General features: G+C 41.4%; 20 protein-coding genes. 19 read left to right on the top strand and 1 reads right to left on the bottom strand.

The annotated features are described in order from the left end of the window. Nucleotides 1–68: 68 nt before the first annotated feature. The 19 genes from NZ043_RS27915 (at nucleotide 69) to NZ043_RS27825 (ending at nucleotide 16,425) form a co-directional block, all read left to right on the top strand. Nucleotides 69–1,229 (top strand): hypothetical protein, encoded by a 1,161-nt coding sequence (locus NZ043_RS27915; protein ID WP_339309825.1) that lies wholly within the window; start codon nucleotides 69–71, stop codon nucleotides 1,227–1,229. A gap of 40 nt (nucleotides 1,230–1,269) precedes the next feature. Continuing rightward, nucleotides 1,270–2,295 carry a replication protein gene (locus NZ043_RS27910; protein WP_339309824.1) on the top strand — a complete coding sequence of 342 codons (1,026 nt, stop codon included), beginning with the start codon at nucleotides 1,270–1,272 and terminating at the stop codon, nucleotides 2,293–2,295. A gap of 4 nt (nucleotides 2,296–2,299) precedes the next feature. Continuing rightward, nucleotides 2,300–3,235: a primosomal protein DnaI gene (dnaI, locus tag NZ043_RS27905; protein WP_339309823.1), complete on the top strand. Its 936-nt coding sequence runs from the start codon at nucleotides 2,300–2,302 to the stop codon at nucleotides 3,233–3,235. Nucleotides 3,236–3,363: 128 nt separating this feature from the next. Continuing rightward, the gene (gene dnaN / locus NZ043_RS27900; RefSeq protein WP_339309822.1) at nucleotides 3,364–4,494 is read left to right on the top strand and encodes a DNA polymerase III subunit beta; all 1,131 of its coding nucleotides are present in this window, start codon (nucleotides 3,364–3,366) and stop codon (nucleotides 4,492–4,494) included. Beyond that, a complete protein-coding gene (locus NZ043_RS27895; protein ID WP_339309821.1) occupies nucleotides 4,494–5,006 on the top strand; it encodes a DUF1064 domain-containing protein in 513 nt (170 codons plus the stop codon). The genes dnaN and NZ043_RS27895 overlap by 1 nt, the downstream gene beginning before the upstream one ends. Further along, the gene (locus tag NZ043_RS27890) at nucleotides 4,966–5,259 is read left to right on the top strand and encodes a hypothetical protein (RefSeq protein WP_339309820.1); all 294 of its coding nucleotides are present in this window, start codon (nucleotides 4,966–4,968) and stop codon (nucleotides 5,257–5,259) included. The genes NZ043_RS27895 and NZ043_RS27890 overlap by 41 nt, the downstream gene beginning before the upstream one ends. A gap of 99 nt (nucleotides 5,260–5,358) precedes the next feature. After that, nucleotides 5,359–5,538 (top strand): hypothetical protein, encoded by a 180-nt coding sequence (locus NZ043_RS27885; protein WP_339309819.1) that lies wholly within the window; start codon nucleotides 5,359–5,361, stop codon nucleotides 5,536–5,538. 13 nt (nucleotides 5,539–5,551) lie between these two features. Next, nucleotides 5,552–5,722: a hypothetical protein gene (locus tag NZ043_RS27880; RefSeq protein WP_339309818.1), complete on the top strand. Its 171-nt coding sequence runs from the start codon at nucleotides 5,552–5,554 to the stop codon at nucleotides 5,720–5,722. Between the two features lie 72 nt (nucleotides 5,723–5,794). After that, complete coding sequence (locus NZ043_RS27875) at nucleotides 5,795–6,460, top strand: HNH endonuclease signature motif containing protein (RefSeq protein ID WP_339309817.1); 666 nt, start codon at nucleotides 5,795–5,797, stop codon at nucleotides 6,458–6,460. Between the two features lie 77 nt (nucleotides 6,461–6,537). Next, nucleotides 6,538–7,719 (top strand): phosphoadenosine phosphosulfate reductase family protein, encoded by a 1,182-nt coding sequence (locus tag NZ043_RS27870; RefSeq protein WP_339309816.1) that lies wholly within the window; start codon nucleotides 6,538–6,540, stop codon nucleotides 7,717–7,719. A gap of 62 nt (nucleotides 7,720–7,781) precedes the next feature. Then, nucleotides 7,782–8,384: a hypothetical protein gene (locus NZ043_RS27865; RefSeq protein WP_339309815.1), complete on the top strand. Its 603-nt coding sequence runs from the start codon at nucleotides 7,782–7,784 to the stop codon at nucleotides 8,382–8,384. A gap of 23 nt (nucleotides 8,385–8,407) precedes the next feature. Beyond that, entirely contained in the window at nucleotides 8,408–8,578 is a 171-nt protein-coding gene (locus NZ043_RS27860; RefSeq protein ID WP_339309814.1) for a hypothetical protein, read from the top strand. 148 nt (nucleotides 8,579–8,726) lie between these two features. After that, entirely contained in the window at nucleotides 8,727–9,839 is a 1,113-nt protein-coding gene (locus NZ043_RS27855) for a transposase (RefSeq protein ID WP_339309813.1), read from the top strand. Nucleotides 9,840–10,088: 249 nt separating this feature from the next. Continuing rightward, nucleotides 10,089–10,718, top strand: a complete 630-nt coding sequence (locus tag NZ043_RS27850; RefSeq protein ID WP_339309812.1) for a hypothetical protein — start codon at nucleotides 10,089–10,091, stop codon at nucleotides 10,716–10,718. A 195-nt stretch (nucleotides 10,719–10,913) separates the two neighbouring features. Beyond that, nucleotides 10,914–11,183: a DUF3892 domain-containing protein gene (locus NZ043_RS27845; RefSeq protein WP_339309811.1), complete on the top strand. Its 270-nt coding sequence runs from the start codon at nucleotides 10,914–10,916 to the stop codon at nucleotides 11,181–11,183. Nucleotides 11,184–12,054: 871 nt separating this feature from the next. Beyond that, the gene (locus NZ043_RS27840; protein ID WP_339309810.1) at nucleotides 12,055–12,615 is read left to right on the top strand and encodes a tyrosine-type recombinase/integrase; all 561 of its coding nucleotides are present in this window, start codon (nucleotides 12,055–12,057) and stop codon (nucleotides 12,613–12,615) included. A 262-nt stretch (nucleotides 12,616–12,877) separates the two neighbouring features. Next, entirely contained in the window at nucleotides 12,878–13,612 is a 735-nt protein-coding gene (gene terS, locus NZ043_RS27835) for a phage terminase small subunit (RefSeq protein WP_339309809.1), read from the top strand. Between the two features lie 100 nt (nucleotides 13,613–13,712). After that, on the top strand, nucleotides 13,713–14,930 hold the full coding sequence (locus tag NZ043_RS27830) for a PIN domain-containing protein (RefSeq protein ID WP_339309808.1): 1,218 nt from the start codon (nucleotides 13,713–13,715) through the stop codon (nucleotides 14,928–14,930). A gap of 169 nt (nucleotides 14,931–15,099) precedes the next feature. After that, a complete protein-coding gene (locus NZ043_RS27825; RefSeq protein ID WP_339309807.1) occupies nucleotides 15,100–16,425 on the top strand; it encodes a DEAD/DEAH box helicase family protein in 1,326 nt (441 codons plus the stop codon). A 72-nt stretch (nucleotides 16,426–16,497) separates the two neighbouring features. On the opposite strand, the gene NZ043_RS27820 is transcribed toward NZ043_RS27825, so the two are convergent. Continuing rightward, entirely contained in the window at nucleotides 16,498–17,163 is a 666-nt protein-coding gene (locus NZ043_RS27820) for a serine/threonine protein kinase (RefSeq protein ID WP_339309806.1), read from the bottom strand. Between the last annotated feature and the right edge of the window lie 521 nt (nucleotides 17,164–17,684).

The raw sequence follows: 17,684 nt of genomic DNA, 5'->3' as shown, positions 1-17,684 counted from the left end.
ATCATTTAAAAAAATATTCAACGGCAGTATAACATGAAAACTTAAAAATGGAAATAGGGGGATGTCCCGTGAAAGAAAATAAGAATTTTGCTGTACGGGAAACGAATATCACTGTTAGGGGAGATAAAGAAATATCCCATCCCATCTTTCTGCGGATGTTGGAAATGATGAGAGGCAGAGGATTTACCGTTGGTTCTGACCCGAGGATAGATCGTGATTATGCGATCCTTTCAAAAGATCACTTCGCTGGAAGCAAGGGAGACCTCCTTTTCATAGCCGACAAATATAACACAGGTGCTCGTATTGAGTTTTACCAAGAAATCAATGTTGAGAACAGAAACGGTGGAAGGTATGACTTCAACAAATTTAAAAAAATGCCTTATTTAATCCAGAAACGATTTTTGGTAGAACGAAAACATATTGAGGATTTTCTGTTGCAAGAAGGTTTATCTTTTGACTCTGATTCTGAGTTGAAAACATCATATGACAAGGTGTTTCACAAGCTAAACGAACCGAGTAGACATTGGAGATCCGAAAATTTACCTGATTACAACGCTCTTGATAAAGATGGAGTGCGGATCAGCAATGGAGAAGTTAAGTACTTCCGTAGTCGTAAAGGTGTACTGATGCGTGGAACTGTCTATCACAACATCAATAATATGTGGTGGGTGATCGTCAATAAGGATCACTATACAAATCTAGCTGCATTTGAACTCTTCAACCTTGATACTGTTCCTGAAAACTCTGTCAAAAAACTTATACGTAGATCAGGGCATAACAATCCAAAATCAAGATTCGTTCCAACAGATGAACAATTGAAAGACTGGAAACGGAAAGCGAAGCAAGTTGGCAGGGAAGGGAGAGTTCAGTTTGCTAATTCTATACTGGAATACCTTTATGAAATCAATTGGTTGTCACGTAAATTCCAGTTTGTTATTAAGGAAACGAATCGACTTGGTCTTGTTGAAACAGAAGGAAATCCATATTTTCTTGGCATGAGGATAGGCGAGCGGAAATATGATCCACCTAAAACTATTCCTCTATATCCTAAACCAAGGCATATGTCTGGTACAGAATCAGGCTGGGTTGAGAACATACGCGATTATGTATCGCAGGGAAAACCGACAGTCTCCCGGTGGTTTTGCAAAGATCAGAACGGTGAAGGTGGACAAGCTTACCTTTGGCCTGAGGTTAGAGAACGATTGTTGAAGATCGGCGCACATGTTTAGTAATGGAAAACTCAAACTGTATGACTTTGGGGTGAGGTGAGTGGCAAGTCCCCAGTTAAAAAACGGATATATCGGAATTGCTAATGAAATTTGGGATGAGATCATCAGCAGGAAGTTCACTGAACGTCAGCAGAAGGTACTCAAGCTCGTTCTGCGACTCTCTTATGGCTGCCAAAAGAAAGAGGCTGTCATACCACTCCTCAAGCATTTTGAACTATGTGGAGTGCGTATACAGGATGCGAAAAAAGAGATCACCTATTTACGACAATGTAAGGTTATCTCATGGGATGGAAAGCAAATTTTTTCGCTGAACAAGAACTACGATGAATGGCGAGTTAGTCTTGTGAAAGAGTGGGATCGAGACAAGTTTTCCGAACTTATTTCACTTAACCTGAGTAAAAGCAAAGTTACGAAAAGTGTAACTCAAACAGAAGACAAATTGCGTGGAAGTTACGAAAAGTGTAACTCCGAAGTCACGAAAAGTGTAACTGACGAGTTACGAAAAGTGGAAGTCGAAGATGGATCAAACCCTTGCGAGAGTAAGGGTGAGGGCACGTCTAAAGACATGTTTAAAGACAGTATTAAAGTTGGTTGTTGTTTAACTGATCCCGATTCGATATTTGAACCGTACATGGGAAACAAGGATTCTGTTCCTAATACCGAAGCAGATACTGACTCTGATCGGGAGGTTTCCCAAACGGAATATCGTAATCAAGTGGCAGCTCGTTATCTCCAGAGAAGAGGCAAGGGACTGGAGATAACCTTAAACGATGAAGATGCGGTTAAACAGTTCATAGCTGAGAGGATTCCGCTCCAAACAGTTATCGATGGTATTGACCAATCGTTTGACAATTTTAAACCCAAGAACAAATGGGATCAGATACGAAACCTGAGTTACTGTGCAACGGTTGTTTATTCGTTGCATGCCAAACGTGAAAAGTCAGACACAGGCGCGATTCAGCTAGCGACTTCCGTACCAAATGCGCCGATTGAAACGGTATCTAACGTGACCGCAGATGATTTAAAACAGATGCTTGCTAATCTAAGGTCAAAGCAAGGAGTGTGAGTACATGGGCAGCTTTCAGGAGGAACTCAAGGCGCTAATTCCCCCAAGGTTTGCAGAAAGACGGCAGGCAGCTATTCAGCAGATTGATAGCCATCCGGAAATTAAACGACTTAGACAGGCATATCCTGATCGTTCAGGAGACCTGACAAGCCCAAGACGATACAGGGATGTATCCGAACATTTGGCTCAATGTGATGTATGCGCCACGTGTTCCGGTCTAATAAGCTGTCAAAACGTCCAGAAGGGACATAGGAGCGTTGAAGAACCAAGCCCAAATAAACAGGACGAGTTGGTGTTCAGGCTTAAAAAATGCGAACTATTGAAGTCTTACGAGCGGCAACAGGGCATAGGGGAACGCATCAAGAGCCACTTCATTCCTGAGCATATTTTGGAAGCCACCTTTGACGACATTGAACCTGATCCTCCGAGGATGGCAGCTATTGCGGGAGCAGTGAAGTTTTGTAGTGAATTTGTTCCCAAAGAAACGGTACAAGGATTGTATTTGTACGGCCCAATGGGAGTGGGCAAGAGCCGGTTTGCCGGAGCTATTGCCAGAGAGCTTGCTAAATGTGAGGTTGATGTTTTGATGGTGTACGTTCCTGATTTCATTGAAGAGGTCAAAGATGCCATAGGTTCCAAAGAAAGCGTAGCGAAGAAACTGGATGCTCTCAGAACAGTTCCTGTGCTTATCCTGGATGATATCGGCGCCGAGTCGATGAGTGGTTGGGTAAGGGATGAAGTTATTGGTCCGGTTCTCCAGAGACGTATGGAGCGGTTGCCGACCATCTACACATCCAATCTAACGATACAAGAGTTGTTCAAACATTTTGCTAATGCCAAGGGATCTCAGGATGAGAAGAAGGCAGCTCGAATCATTGAGAGGATCGAACCATTTGTAAAGTTGCTGCCAGTAGGCGGAAGAAATAGACGGAGGGGATAGTAGGATGTGTAAAACTTGTGGTGGCGCAACGGTAAAATATCAATTTGTAGGCGCAATGATGATGCTTGGTCCATGCCCTGAATGTAATCCAAAGGCGAAAAAAGAAGCGAAAGAGGGACTCCGACCTTATGAAAATACTCGTAGATAGTGAGCTGCTCGTTGAGGCACTTGAAGATGCAAGTAAGGCTTTTGCAAGCAAGAGCATTATGCCGATTCTTGATTGTTTTTTGATCGAGGCAAACAGCGAAGGATTGAAGGTTACCGGGACGGATAATCGGACAACGATTCAGTCGTACATCTTTAGCAAGGATGTCCAGGTGGAGGTAAACGGACAAATTGCTATCCCTAAACTGTTATTGGAAATGATGAAGAAGCTCAATGGTGATGTGAGCATTGAAACAAAGGGAACAACAGCGATCATTAGGTCCCGGAAGAAAGAAATCGACATGGCGATTTTCGAAGCTGAGGAATTTCCGCAAGTTCCTACTATCGACGATAGTGAGTTGTTCGAGACAACTGGTCGGGAACTCAAAAGGTTATTCAAAAAGGCAACTTATGCAGCCGATCCAACGGGTAAAAATGCGGCAATACTCGCAGGAGCGCACATCTATATCGATGACGGATTGATTGGTATTGAAGCCACAGATAGACATCGACTTGCGAAAACGGAGTATGCCACAGATGTTGCTAAATTAGGTGGAGCTGTTATAGAGGCCAAAGCACTCGGGGATCTCCAAAAGATAATTTTGGATAAAGACAATATCGAATTTGGTTTCTCGAAATCTGCTGGAGGAGAAGTGATCCACGTATTTGCGAGAACAGATCGATTCACTTTTTACTCCAGGGTACTAGAAGGTGCCTTCCCAGATGTGAGCCGGATGTCAGTTGTTCCAGAGGGTGTTACTAAAATTACGGTGGAAAAAGATGAACTAATGAGTTGCCTCGACCTCGTTTACACACTCGCCAAAGAAGACAAGCACAACCAGATCGTTATCAGTATCACAGAAGATGAAGTGAGTATTCGCGGTAAAGGAAGAGAATCTGGAAAGGCAAATGAGAGTATAGTTCCAGTTTCGTTTAAAGGCGAAAATTTTGCCGTTGCCCTGAATTCCAAGTACTTCATAGATGCTATCAAAGCATTAGAAGGAGATAAGGTGACACTGGTTTTCCCGGGCAAGTTGAAGCCAATTTATATCCTGGATGAAAGTGACGAGAGATCACTCCATATGGTACTTCCTTATAGGACGGAAGAAGTGTAATGAACAAATACAATGCAACCAAAGTGATCGTTAATGAAGACGGGACGCTGTTCTCGGAATGGATCGTCAAGAAGCACAACCTTGATGTAACCGGCATACGATTCGATAGCGTGGCAGAGGGAGAGTATTATCAGCTGCTTCTCCAACAGAAGAAATACGGGGATATCAAAGATTTCGAATGCCATCCTAAATTTGTTCTTCAAGAGAAACCGAAGGTCACTTACATTGCTGACTTCTTGGTAACAGAATTAGATGAAAGTCAACGGGTGGTGGATATTAAAGGAGTAGAGACCTCCACGTTCCGCGTCAAACTGAAACTATTCCAAGCTAAATATCCGACTTTACCAATAGATATACTTGTTAAAAAGCGCGGAGAATTCATTCCTCTCGCACAATACAAGAAGGAAAAATCAGTCCGTAAACGAGTGGCGAATGCACTTAAAAAACGAGTAAATGAAGGGAGAAAGCAAAATGAAAATCAAACATACCGTAATCAAAAACGAGGACGTTAATAAGCACCTTGACCAACAAGAGAAAGAGGACTTGCTGCGTTTGTTTCACAAAATTCAGTATGGTCGAGTTGCGGAGGGGAAGGTTGGGTTCAACATGTACCTGGTCGTAAATACGGACGAAACTTACGCTGAAGACGTTGTACGCATCTTACAAGAAAACGGTCATTGGGAACCAACATACGATCCAAATCAAGTCGAGTTTAGACAAGAGGGAGATACGATGGAGCTTCCAGAAACTGAGCTGGAGGCATGAGTGGACCAAGGCCAGAACCCAAGGGCAAAGGAAACATTTCCTTACCTCATCTGCGGAAAATTCTACTTGAGTATAATAGTAAATTGGGAGGTGTACTCTGTGACTGAAGCTGAGAAAGATGAATTCTCCACTGCTTTATCTGAAAGGTATACGCAGGTTAAACAATTAAGTGCATCTAACAAAGAATTGATAAACGCTTGGAATGCAGTAATTAGTGACTTGCCTCTCGATATAAAATCAAAGTTTGAAGAAAAACAGAGTCTAGTTTCGGTTTTGTAAAGGAGGTTTGGATGTGAGTACTGTAGATTTGAACAGTTTTGCTGAACAACCTATTGAAGTGCAACTAGCAATTGCTTTTTATATTGGATATTCAGTAAACATAGTTAGAGCGACCGCTGAGGAGAGACAAGCGCACTATGCTGTTTTAGAACAAGCTGGATTATTGGAACCGCTAAATCCGTAATGGATGCGTAGAGGATTAGGTTCAAAATATAAGCATAAGCACAGGAAATGAGAAGGGAAAGGCGGATGAGTAATGGCCCATCAGACATTCTGGAAACCGGAAAAACAAGTGAAAGAAAAGAAATCGAGCAGCTTTGGACGCAGTAAGAAGGAAAAGCGACCTGTTCCGGAATGGAAGAAGGGAATATTATCTCATCACCAATCCCGACCAGGTTCGAAGGAACGTGGCGATTTCCCAAAGGAAGTCATTGCTGAACTTATTGAAGAATCAAACGGAGTTTGTGAATGCTGCAAGATTGCGGAAGGGACAACTACCCATCATGTCTATCCGCGTGGGAGAAAAGGGCGTGGTGTTAAAACCAACGGCCTACGGCTTTGCTGGCCCTGTCATGATCGGATACAAACAAACGAAGAATTGCTCCAATTCTGGATTTCAGCCTTCCGTGATAAATACGGAGACCGCTTCTGGTTTGATGAACAAGATTGGGACGAGTATAACCGGAAGCAAGAGGTGCAGAAGAGAGCGGATCAAGAGAAGCAAAATCGACAGCAGTCCCTGAACCCGGTTAAAGAACTTATCTCGTCAGCAGCAGGACGTTCATTGAAAGCAAAAGAGGTTCGGCTTATTGAAATGATGGATGATAAACAAATCGCAATATTCGAGACTTTGATTAACGATATTGTACGTATTGATGAGAAGTTTCAAGTGCCGTTTGGATATGGTCATTTCGATGATTAAAATCAAATTAATTCATATAACAACGTAAATTATTTATTAATTTAGGGGTCATCCCCAGGAAGGGAGTACAGACACAAGTGGACCACAAACAGAAACGGATGATTGCGATCGGTGAGACACTCAAAGCATATACCGACGAAACCAAACCAGGTCCGTGGAATGTGACTTGGAGCGGAGGCAAGGATTCGACCGTCACTTTGGATGTTGTATTCCAAGCAGTATTGCTGCTCAAGAAGAACAATCCGGAAGCGTTAATCCGAGAAATATTCATCACTACAGCCAACACGGGATTGGACTTCGTTACAGATCCCCTAAAGCAATCAGAAATGAAGAAAATCGAAGAATTGATTAAACGTGAAGGTTTGCCTATGACAATAGTCGAGGTCCAGGCCCCGTTAGAAAAGAGCTTTATGTATCTGACGGTGGGCAAGGGATACCCGTTACCAAAAAATCGTATGAATCGCTGGTGTACGGAGCGACTCAAAATCGAGCCATCACAGAAGCGTTTAAAAGAGATCAGCCCCGTGTTAACCATCATGGGCGTAAGGCTCTCAGAGTCGGCTGCGCGCCGAGAAAGTATCGAAAGCCGGCGGGAATCGGAGTACTTCGCTGACGGAGCGTTCTACCCGATCGTGAACTTCACACTTGATGATGTCTGGTCGTATCTGGTACGTGAAGGTATGGCTTGGGGTGACGCAGAGGAACTCGGTCAGCTTTACAAGGACGCTACAGGTGAGTGTGGCCTGAGACAGCGTAAGGCAGGGGCTGGCGAAAAGAATGACGATCCGTGTGGCGCACGAACAGGATGCATCATCTGCCCGGTGGTCAAGATTGATAAATCAAGCCAGGAATTTGCTAAATCTCACCCATGGCTGCAACCGTATGTTGATCTACGTAACCTGATGATCGACATGTACAAAGATCCACGTAATAAGGCAGGCAGAAAACGTGATGGAAAGGTCCTTGAGTATGGACAAGGTACATTTACCATCAAGGCGCGTATGGCGCTGTATGAGGCCGTCAGGCAGGCTGAGGCAGACAATGAAGAGTTAGCCCTGAGATATGGAGCCGAACCACAAAAGCTAATCTACAGCAAGGAACTGGACGAATTGATTCAGCAGCAATGGCAGACAGACATGGATGAACATCCGTGGTTGGAAGATGCGGACGAGATTGGACTGTTTTACGAGACAAAAATCAAAGGACTGGCGAATGGATACCAACTTGTATGGAACATCCATTATGACATGAGCAAGTGATACCAAAGAGGAAGGGGCAGAGCCTCTTCCCACCACATACCACATAAGAAAGGTTGTTGAAGATGCAAGCAATGAACATATACCAGTTCTCGTATTCGGCAGCGCACTTTGATGAAGCATTCACAACATTTCAAATAGCGCCAACACCAGGAAAGGCTAAGAGCGCAGAGTTCAGATCCTTCAGTGACTACGATCCAGACACCAAGTACCTTGATTTCCTCAAGTTGGTGAAAGTGCGGAAGATTGGTCAGTCTACGCCCAAGCGAAACGAAGCGCCTTATCCGAACCAAGCGAGAATTGAACTGATCAACGGTCTGATTCGAGTGATCGGAAGGGCAGGACGGAAATTCTTATATAGCAAGCAACATGATAGATTCGCCGCGTTCCATTGGGCAGACGGAAAGCTTTGGCTGGTGGACGATTACACCGATAGACCTTTGCTTATGGATAAGGATGTTCAAGGGCAACATCGGCATTTCTCGCACGGAGGGACACTGTGGGGCCTTGTGTGCGACTTTAGGGATTACATCTTGGGTGATGATGATGCGAACTACAACAACGGTTACGGTGGGCTGTATTGCCCTCATTGGGGATATCCAGAAGAAGATATGGAGTTCATTCGTGCTTATGCGAAATCGATCGGATATTTAAAACCACGGGTATAGGCCCACAAAAGGAGAGATAACACATGAACCAAGCGGATAAAGAGAACGTTGAAGAAATTCGAGAGTTATTGGCTGCCTGCCTTGAAGAAGAGGGATACCGGATACCGCAATCAAGATTTGCAAACGACAACCTATCAGGATTCAAGATCGTGTTGCGCTCAGGGACGGAAATTGAACTATTAATGCACTTCTGAGGCTCCGGCCTCTAACCAAGGAGGGATATACACATTCCTACCAATCAAAACGCTCCTGGCTCACTTTTACAGGCACCGCGCTACAAGCTGGCTGTTGGTACGATAATATAAATGATTATAGTACACTATAACTAAAGGTGGTGATTAAATGATCCTAGCTAAAAAGGTTAGAATTCGACCAACTCCTGAGCAGGAGCAGCAATTGTGGCGTTCAGCAGGGACGGCCCGCTGGGTATACAACTTGACTCTTGCCCGGCAAATAGAGAATTACCAGAATGGCGGGAAGTTCTTGCACGATGGCGTACTGCGAAAAGAGTTGACGAAACTCAAGCAGCGAGAAGAATATGCTTGGCTGTACGATGTGTCCAACAATGTAGCGAAACAAGCCGTAAAAGATGCTTGTGATGCCTACAAGAAGATGTTCAAAGGACAATCCAAGAAACCGAGGTTCAAGATCAAGAAGCGCTCCAAACCAGCGTTCTACAACGATACAGTCAAGTTCAAGGTCAAAGACAGTAAGGTCTTACTTGAAAAAATAGGCTGGGTGGCAACGTCCGAACAACTTCCAGATTCGGACAAGTACAGCAATCCGCGAGTATCATTTGACGGTAAGTATTGGTACGTATCCGTAGGTATTGAGCAGAAGCAAGAAAGCCCTGAACTGTCGGACGAGGCGATTGGTATTGATGTAGGTATTAAAGAACTGGCGGTCTGTAGTAACGGAATGGTCTTTAAGAACATCAACAAGACAGCCGCCGTAAGAAAGACGGAGAAACGATTGCGGAGGTTGCAACGCAAAGTGTCCCGCAAATATGAAATGAATAAGGAAGGAAGCCGTTTCGTTAAGACACGTAACATTGTGAAAGTCGAAAATTCCATTCGTTTGCTTCATCGGAGAATAACTAATATTCGCGGCAATCACATCCATCAAGCAACAAACGCGATAGCGAAAACCAAGCCTAGCACCGTTGTGATGGAAGATTTGAATGTGAAAGGGATGATGAAGAACCGACACTTGAGTAAAGCAATTGCAGGCCAAAAACTGCATGAGTTTACCCGACAAATGAAATACAAGTGTGAGAAGATAGGCGCAAGGTTTATCCAAGCCGACAGGTGGTTCTCTTCATCGAAATTGTGTTCGTGTTGTGGGCGGATCAAGAAAGATTTGAAATTATCTGATCGTACCTATGAATGCAATTGCGGATTCAGTATTGACCGAGATATGAACGCGGCAATCAATTTATCAAAATTGGCGAATTAACACTTACACGTTATCGCTAATATGTAGGATTCGTTGCATCCGAATTTACGCCCTTGGAGTGTTATATCAAACAAAAGTAGTCTCTGGACAAAATTGGGCACGAGGAAAAGGGAAGCAAACTAGGATTGTGTAGATTTATACAACTCTTGGCAACGGATATATAGATGACACAAAAAAAAAAAATAAATCAAAAAAAACAACAAAAAGAGATAAGGAAAATTTTCCTGATCACCTTGAGGAGGTAAAGCATTGAATAACGATGATGTAGTTGTAGTAGTCAACAGAGATGATGTCGAAGACACGAATAAGATCATTCAACTCAACTTTTTTTCGGACGTGGATGAAGTGGATATCCGTAAAACAAAGTGGTTGCTCGGAAAATATGTAGACATGATAGACATCATTCAAAATTATGAATATGCACTTAAACAGATCGAGAATGGAATGTCGGCGTATGAGTTACTGTCCGCAGAGGGATCGGTTGCGAAACGTGAATCAGGCCATGAATTGACTGCTGACGTCACAGCAAACGCAGTTATCATGAAGGACAAGCGGCACGCAAATTACGAGCTGTACGTATTCATATCTAATAACATTAAATTCGCCATAAATAACATTAAAGATCCCCATGAGGGTGTAGTAGCGAGATTGTTGTTTCTGGAAGGGAAGAAGTACCTGAAAGCTCAAGGATACATGGAAAAAGGATATCGCAAGGATGTTCCCGGCATCGCCGCAACAACATTCGCAGATAAACGGCGTAGGGCAATAGCTGGTATTGCTAACAGCCTGAAATTCAACCGGACTTTGGACTTTGTCACGATTGACTATGGAAGAGGACGGAATAACGAAGGAGAAATAGGCTTGCTTATTCCGAAATGAAAGGCGCGAAAAGCCCCGTCAGCACTGTTGTTGATGGGGCTTTCACTTTAATAAATAAATCTCTCCTCTATTATATTCAAGAGTTTAACAACAATCCTCCGTATACGAAACACCCAAAACAAAATCAGTAAAGTATACCTATCCATTTTCCTCCTTTTCTACTAAAATAGTTTAAGAGAAGGGGGTGGAATACATATGGATGCAAATCGCGTGATAGCTGTTAGAGTAGGGCCACCAGAAACAGCGGAGCATCACATTACACACTTTAAGATGGAATCGAGAGTCGAAATGACACAGTTTGAGATGATTATTTATGTCCAAGCTACGCCAAAAACATATTACACCTATGCTGGAGAAAAAAAGGCATATCTCGAAATAGGGAGAACAGTTGACGGAGTTCCTTACGTCAGAACTCATTCCGATTCAACACCAGATAACAATCTGCTAAACCTACCAAGATTCTAATAAAAAAAAGACACTCGTCTGAGCGTCCATATGCTGATATAATTTAATTTGTACAGCCAATTTGTGGTGGGTAATGATTATCTCCTGAGAAAGGAGGTGATCGCATGAACTTCTCTTTCGAACAAGTAATGCTTCTAGCAATGTCCTTAATCGCGTTGCTGGCATACATCGATCTCAGAAAGAAATGACCCGCCACAGGTTGATCGCCAAAGTGCGGGTCATTTCAGTCGTCTAGCACCATTCTGAGGTGATCACACCACAAAATGCTGTACAGGAGTAGCCTGGCGGGGCTACTCTTATTTTTGTCTTACTTTCATTTTATTAAACATCTGTGGAACTTACAACACGTAACACATATTATTTTATTGTAATTGAGCATTATTTGTGTAAATTATGTGCGTTTTATGTGTAATTACTTCAACGCAGCCATTTGAGCTGCAAGATCTGTGAGTAAGGCTTGTTGTTGGGTGTGTTTATTGGGGTTATTAATGAACACATGCAACCTCCATCACGATATGTAAATCTTTCATACTTAAGTTGATGATTGTTTAAGAGTGACATACTCAACTAAGGAAATTATTCCTACATGGTAGTCACAAAAACGAAGTAATTCCGAATAAAAATCATGTTATCTTAAATCCATATAATAACGTAAATGAGAAGGTCGCTCTTTTGAGCGACCTTTTTGCATTGGAGGGAAGAATATGGATGGTAACTATTTCAGCAGAAATGAACCGGCAATTCCAAGGGTGTCGGACAAGCAACCGGAACAATGTCGTGGGTGTGGATGGGGAACTTGGACCGGTGTAAATCAATTATGCATTATGTCGCGGTGCTGGAAAGGATCAGAAGAGTCAAAGAGGGTGATTGAATGAGAATGGTACAACCAATTCGCGACGAACGTGTTATAAATGGGATGAAGGAATACTTCTATATACGAAGCATGCGCAATTACTTATTTTTTTGTATGGGTATTTACAGCGGACTCCGTGTTTCTGACTTGCTAAGTCTTAGGGTGTGGCAAACCAAGGGAACTCACATAAGCATGGTTGAACAAAAGAACAAGCATGCCAAAACATTCATCATTCATCCAAGTATTCGATCAGATCTGGATGATTACACTGCCGACATGTTTCCGACTGATTTTCTATTTCCGAGTCGCCAGGTTAAAACAGTAAGTCGAATGCGCAAACAACCAATTGACCGGACTACGGCCTATCGCTTTCTAAGCGAAGCAGCTCGTGAATTCAGATTGAAAGACATCGGTGTTCACTCGCTGCGGAAGACCTGGGCGTACCGCCTTTATATGGACGATCCAGAGAATTTAGCGTTACTAATGGAGATGTTCGGACACATCGATCCAAGAGAGACTTTAGACTATATTGGGTTGACTCAGGACATGATGGACAGAGCAATTCTGAAATTAAGGTGATATGAGTGAAACATAAATCACCGTTTAGTGCACTCATTTAAGAGAGGTGAGGACATTAGATGAAGAAACACGTTTTTTTATGCCCTAAATGAGTGAAACAGAATTACCTTTATGTTTCAGTCAACTTACATTATTTAGTGAATATGAGTACGGAACACTAGCCTGCGATTCAGACGGAGGCTTATTTTGTTTCGTAACGTTTGACTATTACTGACCTTAAATAGGAATTCCAACTCAATTACATGAAAGTGGTGATAATTTTGTGAGCAGGAAGCAGAATCCGAATCGTAAGAAGGCGTTCAAAATTTGGAAAGATAGTGGCGCTGTGATGAAGCCGAAAGAGATTGCGGAAAAGTTGGGCATCACACCTGAGTCAGTCCGGAAGTGGAAGTCACTTGATCAATGGGAAGGAAAGATGGCGAATGCTAAACCCGGTGCTCCTCGTGGCAATCAGAATGCTAAAGGTAATCGAGGTGGTAAAGGCGGTCCGCTCGGGAATCACAAGGCTGTAACACATGGATTGTTCCGTAAGTTCGAGCCGCAAGATCCTGAGTATTTAGAACTCATAGATATTGTTCAGCAAATGGAACCAATAGATATGATCTGGCATAACATCACCCAGGGATTCCGTAAAATCATTTGGGCACAGCGTATCTTCTTTATCAAAGACAGAGAGGATATGACCAAAGAGTTGAAAAGGGAGAAACCAGGTGAGTATGGAGATGAATACGAATGGGAAATTCAATTCGCTTGGGATAAATACGCTAGTTTCATTAAAGCAGAGGCAACAGTCATGCGTGAGATTAGGAGAGCCATCAAACAATTTTTAGAAATCGCACCACTGGAAGATGAGCGCCGACTGAAGATAGAGCAGATGCAGGCCAAAGTTGAGAAAACTCGTCTTGAGATTGAAAAACTGAGGAACGAAGATGGGAACACAGAAGATGATTTAATCGAGGACTGGATAAAGTTTGTTAAGGCAGGGGATGTGAAGTAACATGGCATAGTTTATTAATTTTAGTTTTAATTTGATATATTGCAGGAGATTAATTATCTTTGTATAATTGTGGGAACAACTTCAAAGGGAGAATTAGAGTATGGAGGAATTATTGAAAATATTATTACCTAAATCTGAAAATGAAAAAAAAGATTTATGGGATAGAGCTATATTTGTTACTGATACTAATGTTCTATTGAGTTTATATAAATATACAAATTCTACTAGAGGTCAATTATTGAAGGTTTTAGATAAAATGGGGGATAAATTATGGGTACCTCATCAAGTTGCATTAGAGTTTTTGTATAATAGATCAATCAAGATTCATGAACAAGAGGAGGAATATAAAAATCATTTGTCAGCAATTGACAAAGCAAAAGACAAAGCTAAGAAAGAAATTGATGATAACTTGAATTCGATAAAGAAATCTTTTAGGAAGTTTGATACAGAGAATATAAAGACAAGAATTGATACTTTCTTTGAAGAGTTAAAAAAAGATATAGAGAAAGACAATTCAGATAACCCTAATTTTTATGAAGAAGATGAGGTGCTTGAGACTTTTAAGCGTATATCCAGAACAATCGGAAGTTCTTATTCAAAAGAGGAATTAGATGAAATTTATCTAGAAGGCGAAGAAAGATATAAATTAAATATCCCTCCAGGTTACAAAGATTTACAGGATAAGCAGGGCGAATTTAAAATTTATGGTGAAACCACTATTAAAAATGAATATGGTGATTTGATACTATGGAAACAAATTATTGATAAGGCGAAAATCGAAAAAAAACCTGTCGTGTTTATCACAGATGACGTAAAAGAAGATTGGAGAGAAAATAATAAAGGTAAGAAGGTGCCTAGAAAAGAACTAATTAATGAGTTCTTTGAGAGAACTAAACAACAATTCATGATGTATACTACCGAATCATTTTTAAAACATACAATTAAGTATTCTGATGATTGGCATGTGAATGATGATGTAATTGAAGAAGTGCATGAAACAATGACAAATCATAAGTTTAATTACGAAAATTTTCATATCATTTTAGACGAGGAATTTAAATCATACAAAAAGTCAAAAGAAGAGCGTGTAGGCGCTTTGTATTTAGAATTAGCTTCAGTACAAATTCAGATAAAAAATTGTAATACTCAATTAATGGAACTTGACAAGAGTGAAAGTGGAAATAGAAGTCATGCTGTTGAACTAGAAGAAGATATAAAACAAATTTCATTGTTTAATTTACAGAAAAAGAAGAAAAAGATATTAAATGAACTAAAAGAACTACTTAATCTTAAACAAGAAGAATCAAAATTTGATTGATAAAAGTTATCACGAACGAAAGTACTGAATGCCTTTGTTATTACTACCTAGAAAGTGGTGTGAGCTCAAGGTGATAAGTTCTAGGAACAATTTCAGATCTAATAGAATAGCCTTTTTCAAGTTGCGAATCCCTGAGTACCGGAGAAATCCGGTACTTTTTTGTGTTGAAATGTTAAAGTTTACGCCGGATGAATGGCAAGCTAAAGTATTGATGGATATAGCCGGTAGTCCACGTGTCTCAGTCCGATCAGGACAAGGAGTTGGAAAAACAGGGTTAGAAGCTGCTACTGCACTATGGTTTCTCACATGCTTTCCATATCCAAAGGTTATTTGTACAGCGCCGACACGTCAACAACTTCATGACGTGCTGTGGGCTGAAATTAGCAAGTGGAAAGAGAAAAGTCCGGTTCTAAAAAGTATTCTTAAATGGACAAAGACAAAGATATACATGCGTAATTACGAGGAACGCTGGTTTGCTACAGCCCGGACAGCTACTAAGCCCGAGAACATGCAGGGTTTCCACGAAGATTACATGTTGTTCATAGTGGACGAAGCATCCGGGGTTGAGGATCGTATCATGGAAGCTATCCTGGGTACGCTCTCGGGTGAATTCAATAAGCTGCTCATGTGTGGAAACCCGACTCGTACCATCGGTGTCTTTTATGATTCTCACAACAGGGACCGGGCAGATTACAAGACACACAAAGTTTCCTGTCTAAACAGTCCCCGGACAAGTAAAGAGAATATAGCCATGCTTGAACGTAAGTATGGGAAGGGATCTGATGTATGGCGTGTCCGCGTTGAAGGAGAATTCCCGCGAGGAGAGTCGGATACATTCATCGCGTTAGAGGCGGCTGAATTCGCAAAGAATGAGGTCAAGATTGAATCTGTTGGTCATAAACTTACTGTTGGCGTTGACGTTGCTCGCTTTGGTGATGATGAGACAACCATATACGGACAGATTGGTGGGAAAGTTGTTAAGAGTCATTTTCATCACAAGCAGGATACGATGACAACTACCGGTTGGGTTTTGCGAATCGTTGATGACATCAAATCTAAACATGCTGAAGTGGATGAAGTAGAGATCAGAGTCGATGATAGCGGTATAGGTGGAGCTGTGACGGATCGGCTGAATGAGATCAATGACGAGAAAAGCTTAGGTTATACAATCATTGGAGTGAATAACGGTTCATCTGCCGACGATTCGCATTATGGAAATCTCGGGTCTGAAATGTGGGGTCACATTAAATCTTTGTTGGAAGAGAATATGAGTAATTTTATGCTTGGAGTTCCTGGTGTTCTTGAACTCCCTGATGACGAGAAGTTGGTAACACAACTGACATCTCGTAAATGGAGAATGGGCAGTAACGGTAGGATTTATTTGGAGAAGAAAGAAGATATGAAGAAGAGAGGGTTACAATCTCCAGACAGAGCGGACGGGTTTGTACTTGCATTTGCTAATATAGAGAATGAAATTGGATTTGCGTTTGGCTAAACCTGAACTAAAAAGTTAATTGAAAAAAATAAGAAAACAAGGGCTATCCAGAGCGGCCCTTGTTTTACAAGATTATTGGATACCTTTATCTTTAAGTCCTTTGGAGATTTTATGAATTTTGTTTCTGAATCCTTCTTTTCCAAGTTTTTCGTGTGTAGCATTGTATGCGTCCAGTACATCAGCGAGATTGTAAATGGATGCTTTTGCGAAAATTACGAAACTGCCTTTAAAGTATCGTAATACTACCCTTGATTCATCGGGAAGGGTTTTCCCTTGGTACTCTCCTATTTCAGAGTATTTCCTGTCAATATATTTGCCGGGAGATAGTTCTAATACTTCTTCGTAGTACCTATCATTATTTTCGTAAATCCCACTAGGTTTTAATTCATCAGCAATTAAGTTAAAGTAAGACCATTCCGAAGAAACGTCAGGGAAATGCTCCAAGACGAGTTTCTTTGGTTTGATAACATGTGTCATTGCGTCAAAATCTAACTCAATGCAACCTTTCTCATTTGAGTCTGAACAACCTACAAGATCTACTCCGCCACCGTCAGGCATGAATGTATGGTTGCTAGCGTCACTTTTTGAAATTTCTTTAAGTATTCTCTTAATATCTTCTAGGTCTGTGAATACTGTTTCCTCTGGTACTGGTGTTCCGGCTACGGAATTGATAAGATTTTCCCATTGCGGTAAATCAGACTCCCTGAAATCTTTATTATGTTCGAAAAAATCAGACATATATTATTCCTCCTCAAAGAGATATATTGAAATTTTAACACACTTCAATGAAATTAATGTTAAATTTTGTTACAATTTGAGATAAGGTTTGTTGAAGACATTATGTTAGGTGATGTATTAAATGAGCGAGAAAGGATTCAAAGTATTAAATTGATTTAGACGAAACTCGGGTAGTTTTAAATGATGGAACTGCTCATTGCAAATGTGGTAAGCCAACTGTGAAGGGGTTGTGGATTTGTAATAAATGCCCCAGTAAACTCGAATGTCCTTACCTTTTGCCCTAAAAGAAATCCGCACTAAAGACAAAGCAATAAAATGATATTTAAATCAATAGTAGTTTGACAGAAGAAAGAAGGCAGGGAAAATTCCTGCCTTCTCTTTATGAGTAGATGCATTTGTTTTGACCTTTGCGGAGATATGAAGCGGATATCTTTATTTTTGGGTGATATATGTAATTTTTGTGGAAGATTTTATGGAGGGATTGTATACTTTGTTATAGTATGTAATCCTTGGAGGCAAAG

The sequence above is a fragment of the Paenibacillus sp. FSL k6-2145 genome, from assembly GCF_037976585.1.
Classification (GTDB): domain Bacteria; phylum Bacillota; class Bacilli; order Paenibacillales; family Paenibacillaceae; genus Paenibacillus.
This window is presented reverse-complemented; position numbering and strand designations above follow the sequence as displayed.

Coding starts and splice junctions, on each gene's coding strand:
- dnaI (WP_339309823.1), top strand. CDS start 2,300: ATGGGCAGCTTTCAGGAGGAACTCAAGGCGCTAATTCCCCCAAGGTTT.
- dnaN (WP_339309822.1), top strand. CDS start 3,364: ATGAAAATACTCGTAGATAGTGAGCTGCTCGTTGAGGCACTTGAAGAT.
- NZ043_RS27895 (WP_339309821.1), top strand. CDS start 4,494: ATGAACAAATACAATGCAACCAAAGTGATCGTTAATGAAGACGGGACG.
- NZ043_RS27890 (WP_339309820.1), top strand. CDS start 4,966: ATGAAAATCAAACATACCGTAATCAAAAACGAGGACGTTAATAAGCAC.
- NZ043_RS27875 (WP_339309817.1), top strand. CDS start 5,795: ATGGCCCATCAGACATTCTGGAAACCGGAAAAACAAGTGAAAGAAAAG.
- NZ043_RS27865 (WP_339309815.1), top strand. CDS start 7,782: ATGCAAGCAATGAACATATACCAGTTCTCGTATTCGGCAGCGCACTTT.
- NZ043_RS27860 (WP_339309814.1), top strand. CDS start 8,408: ATGAACCAAGCGGATAAAGAGAACGTTGAAGAAATTCGAGAGTTATTG.
- NZ043_RS27855 (WP_339309813.1), top strand. CDS start 8,727: ATGATCCTAGCTAAAAAGGTTAGAATTCGACCAACTCCTGAGCAGGAG.
- NZ043_RS27845 (WP_339309811.1), top strand. CDS start 10,914: ATGGATGCAAATCGCGTGATAGCTGTTAGAGTAGGGCCACCAGAAACA.
- NZ043_RS27840 (WP_339309810.1), top strand. CDS start 12,055: ATGAGAATGGTACAACCAATTCGCGACGAACGTGTTATAAATGGGATG.
- NZ043_RS27830 (WP_339309808.1), top strand. CDS start 13,713: ATGGAGGAATTATTGAAAATATTATTACCTAAATCTGAAAATGAAAAA.
- NZ043_RS27825 (WP_339309807.1), top strand. CDS start 15,100: ATGTTAAAGTTTACGCCGGATGAATGGCAAGCTAAAGTATTGATGGAT.
- NZ043_RS27820 (WP_339309806.1), bottom strand. CDS start 17,163: ATGTCTGATTTTTTCGAACATAATAAAGATTTCAGGGAGTCTGATTTA.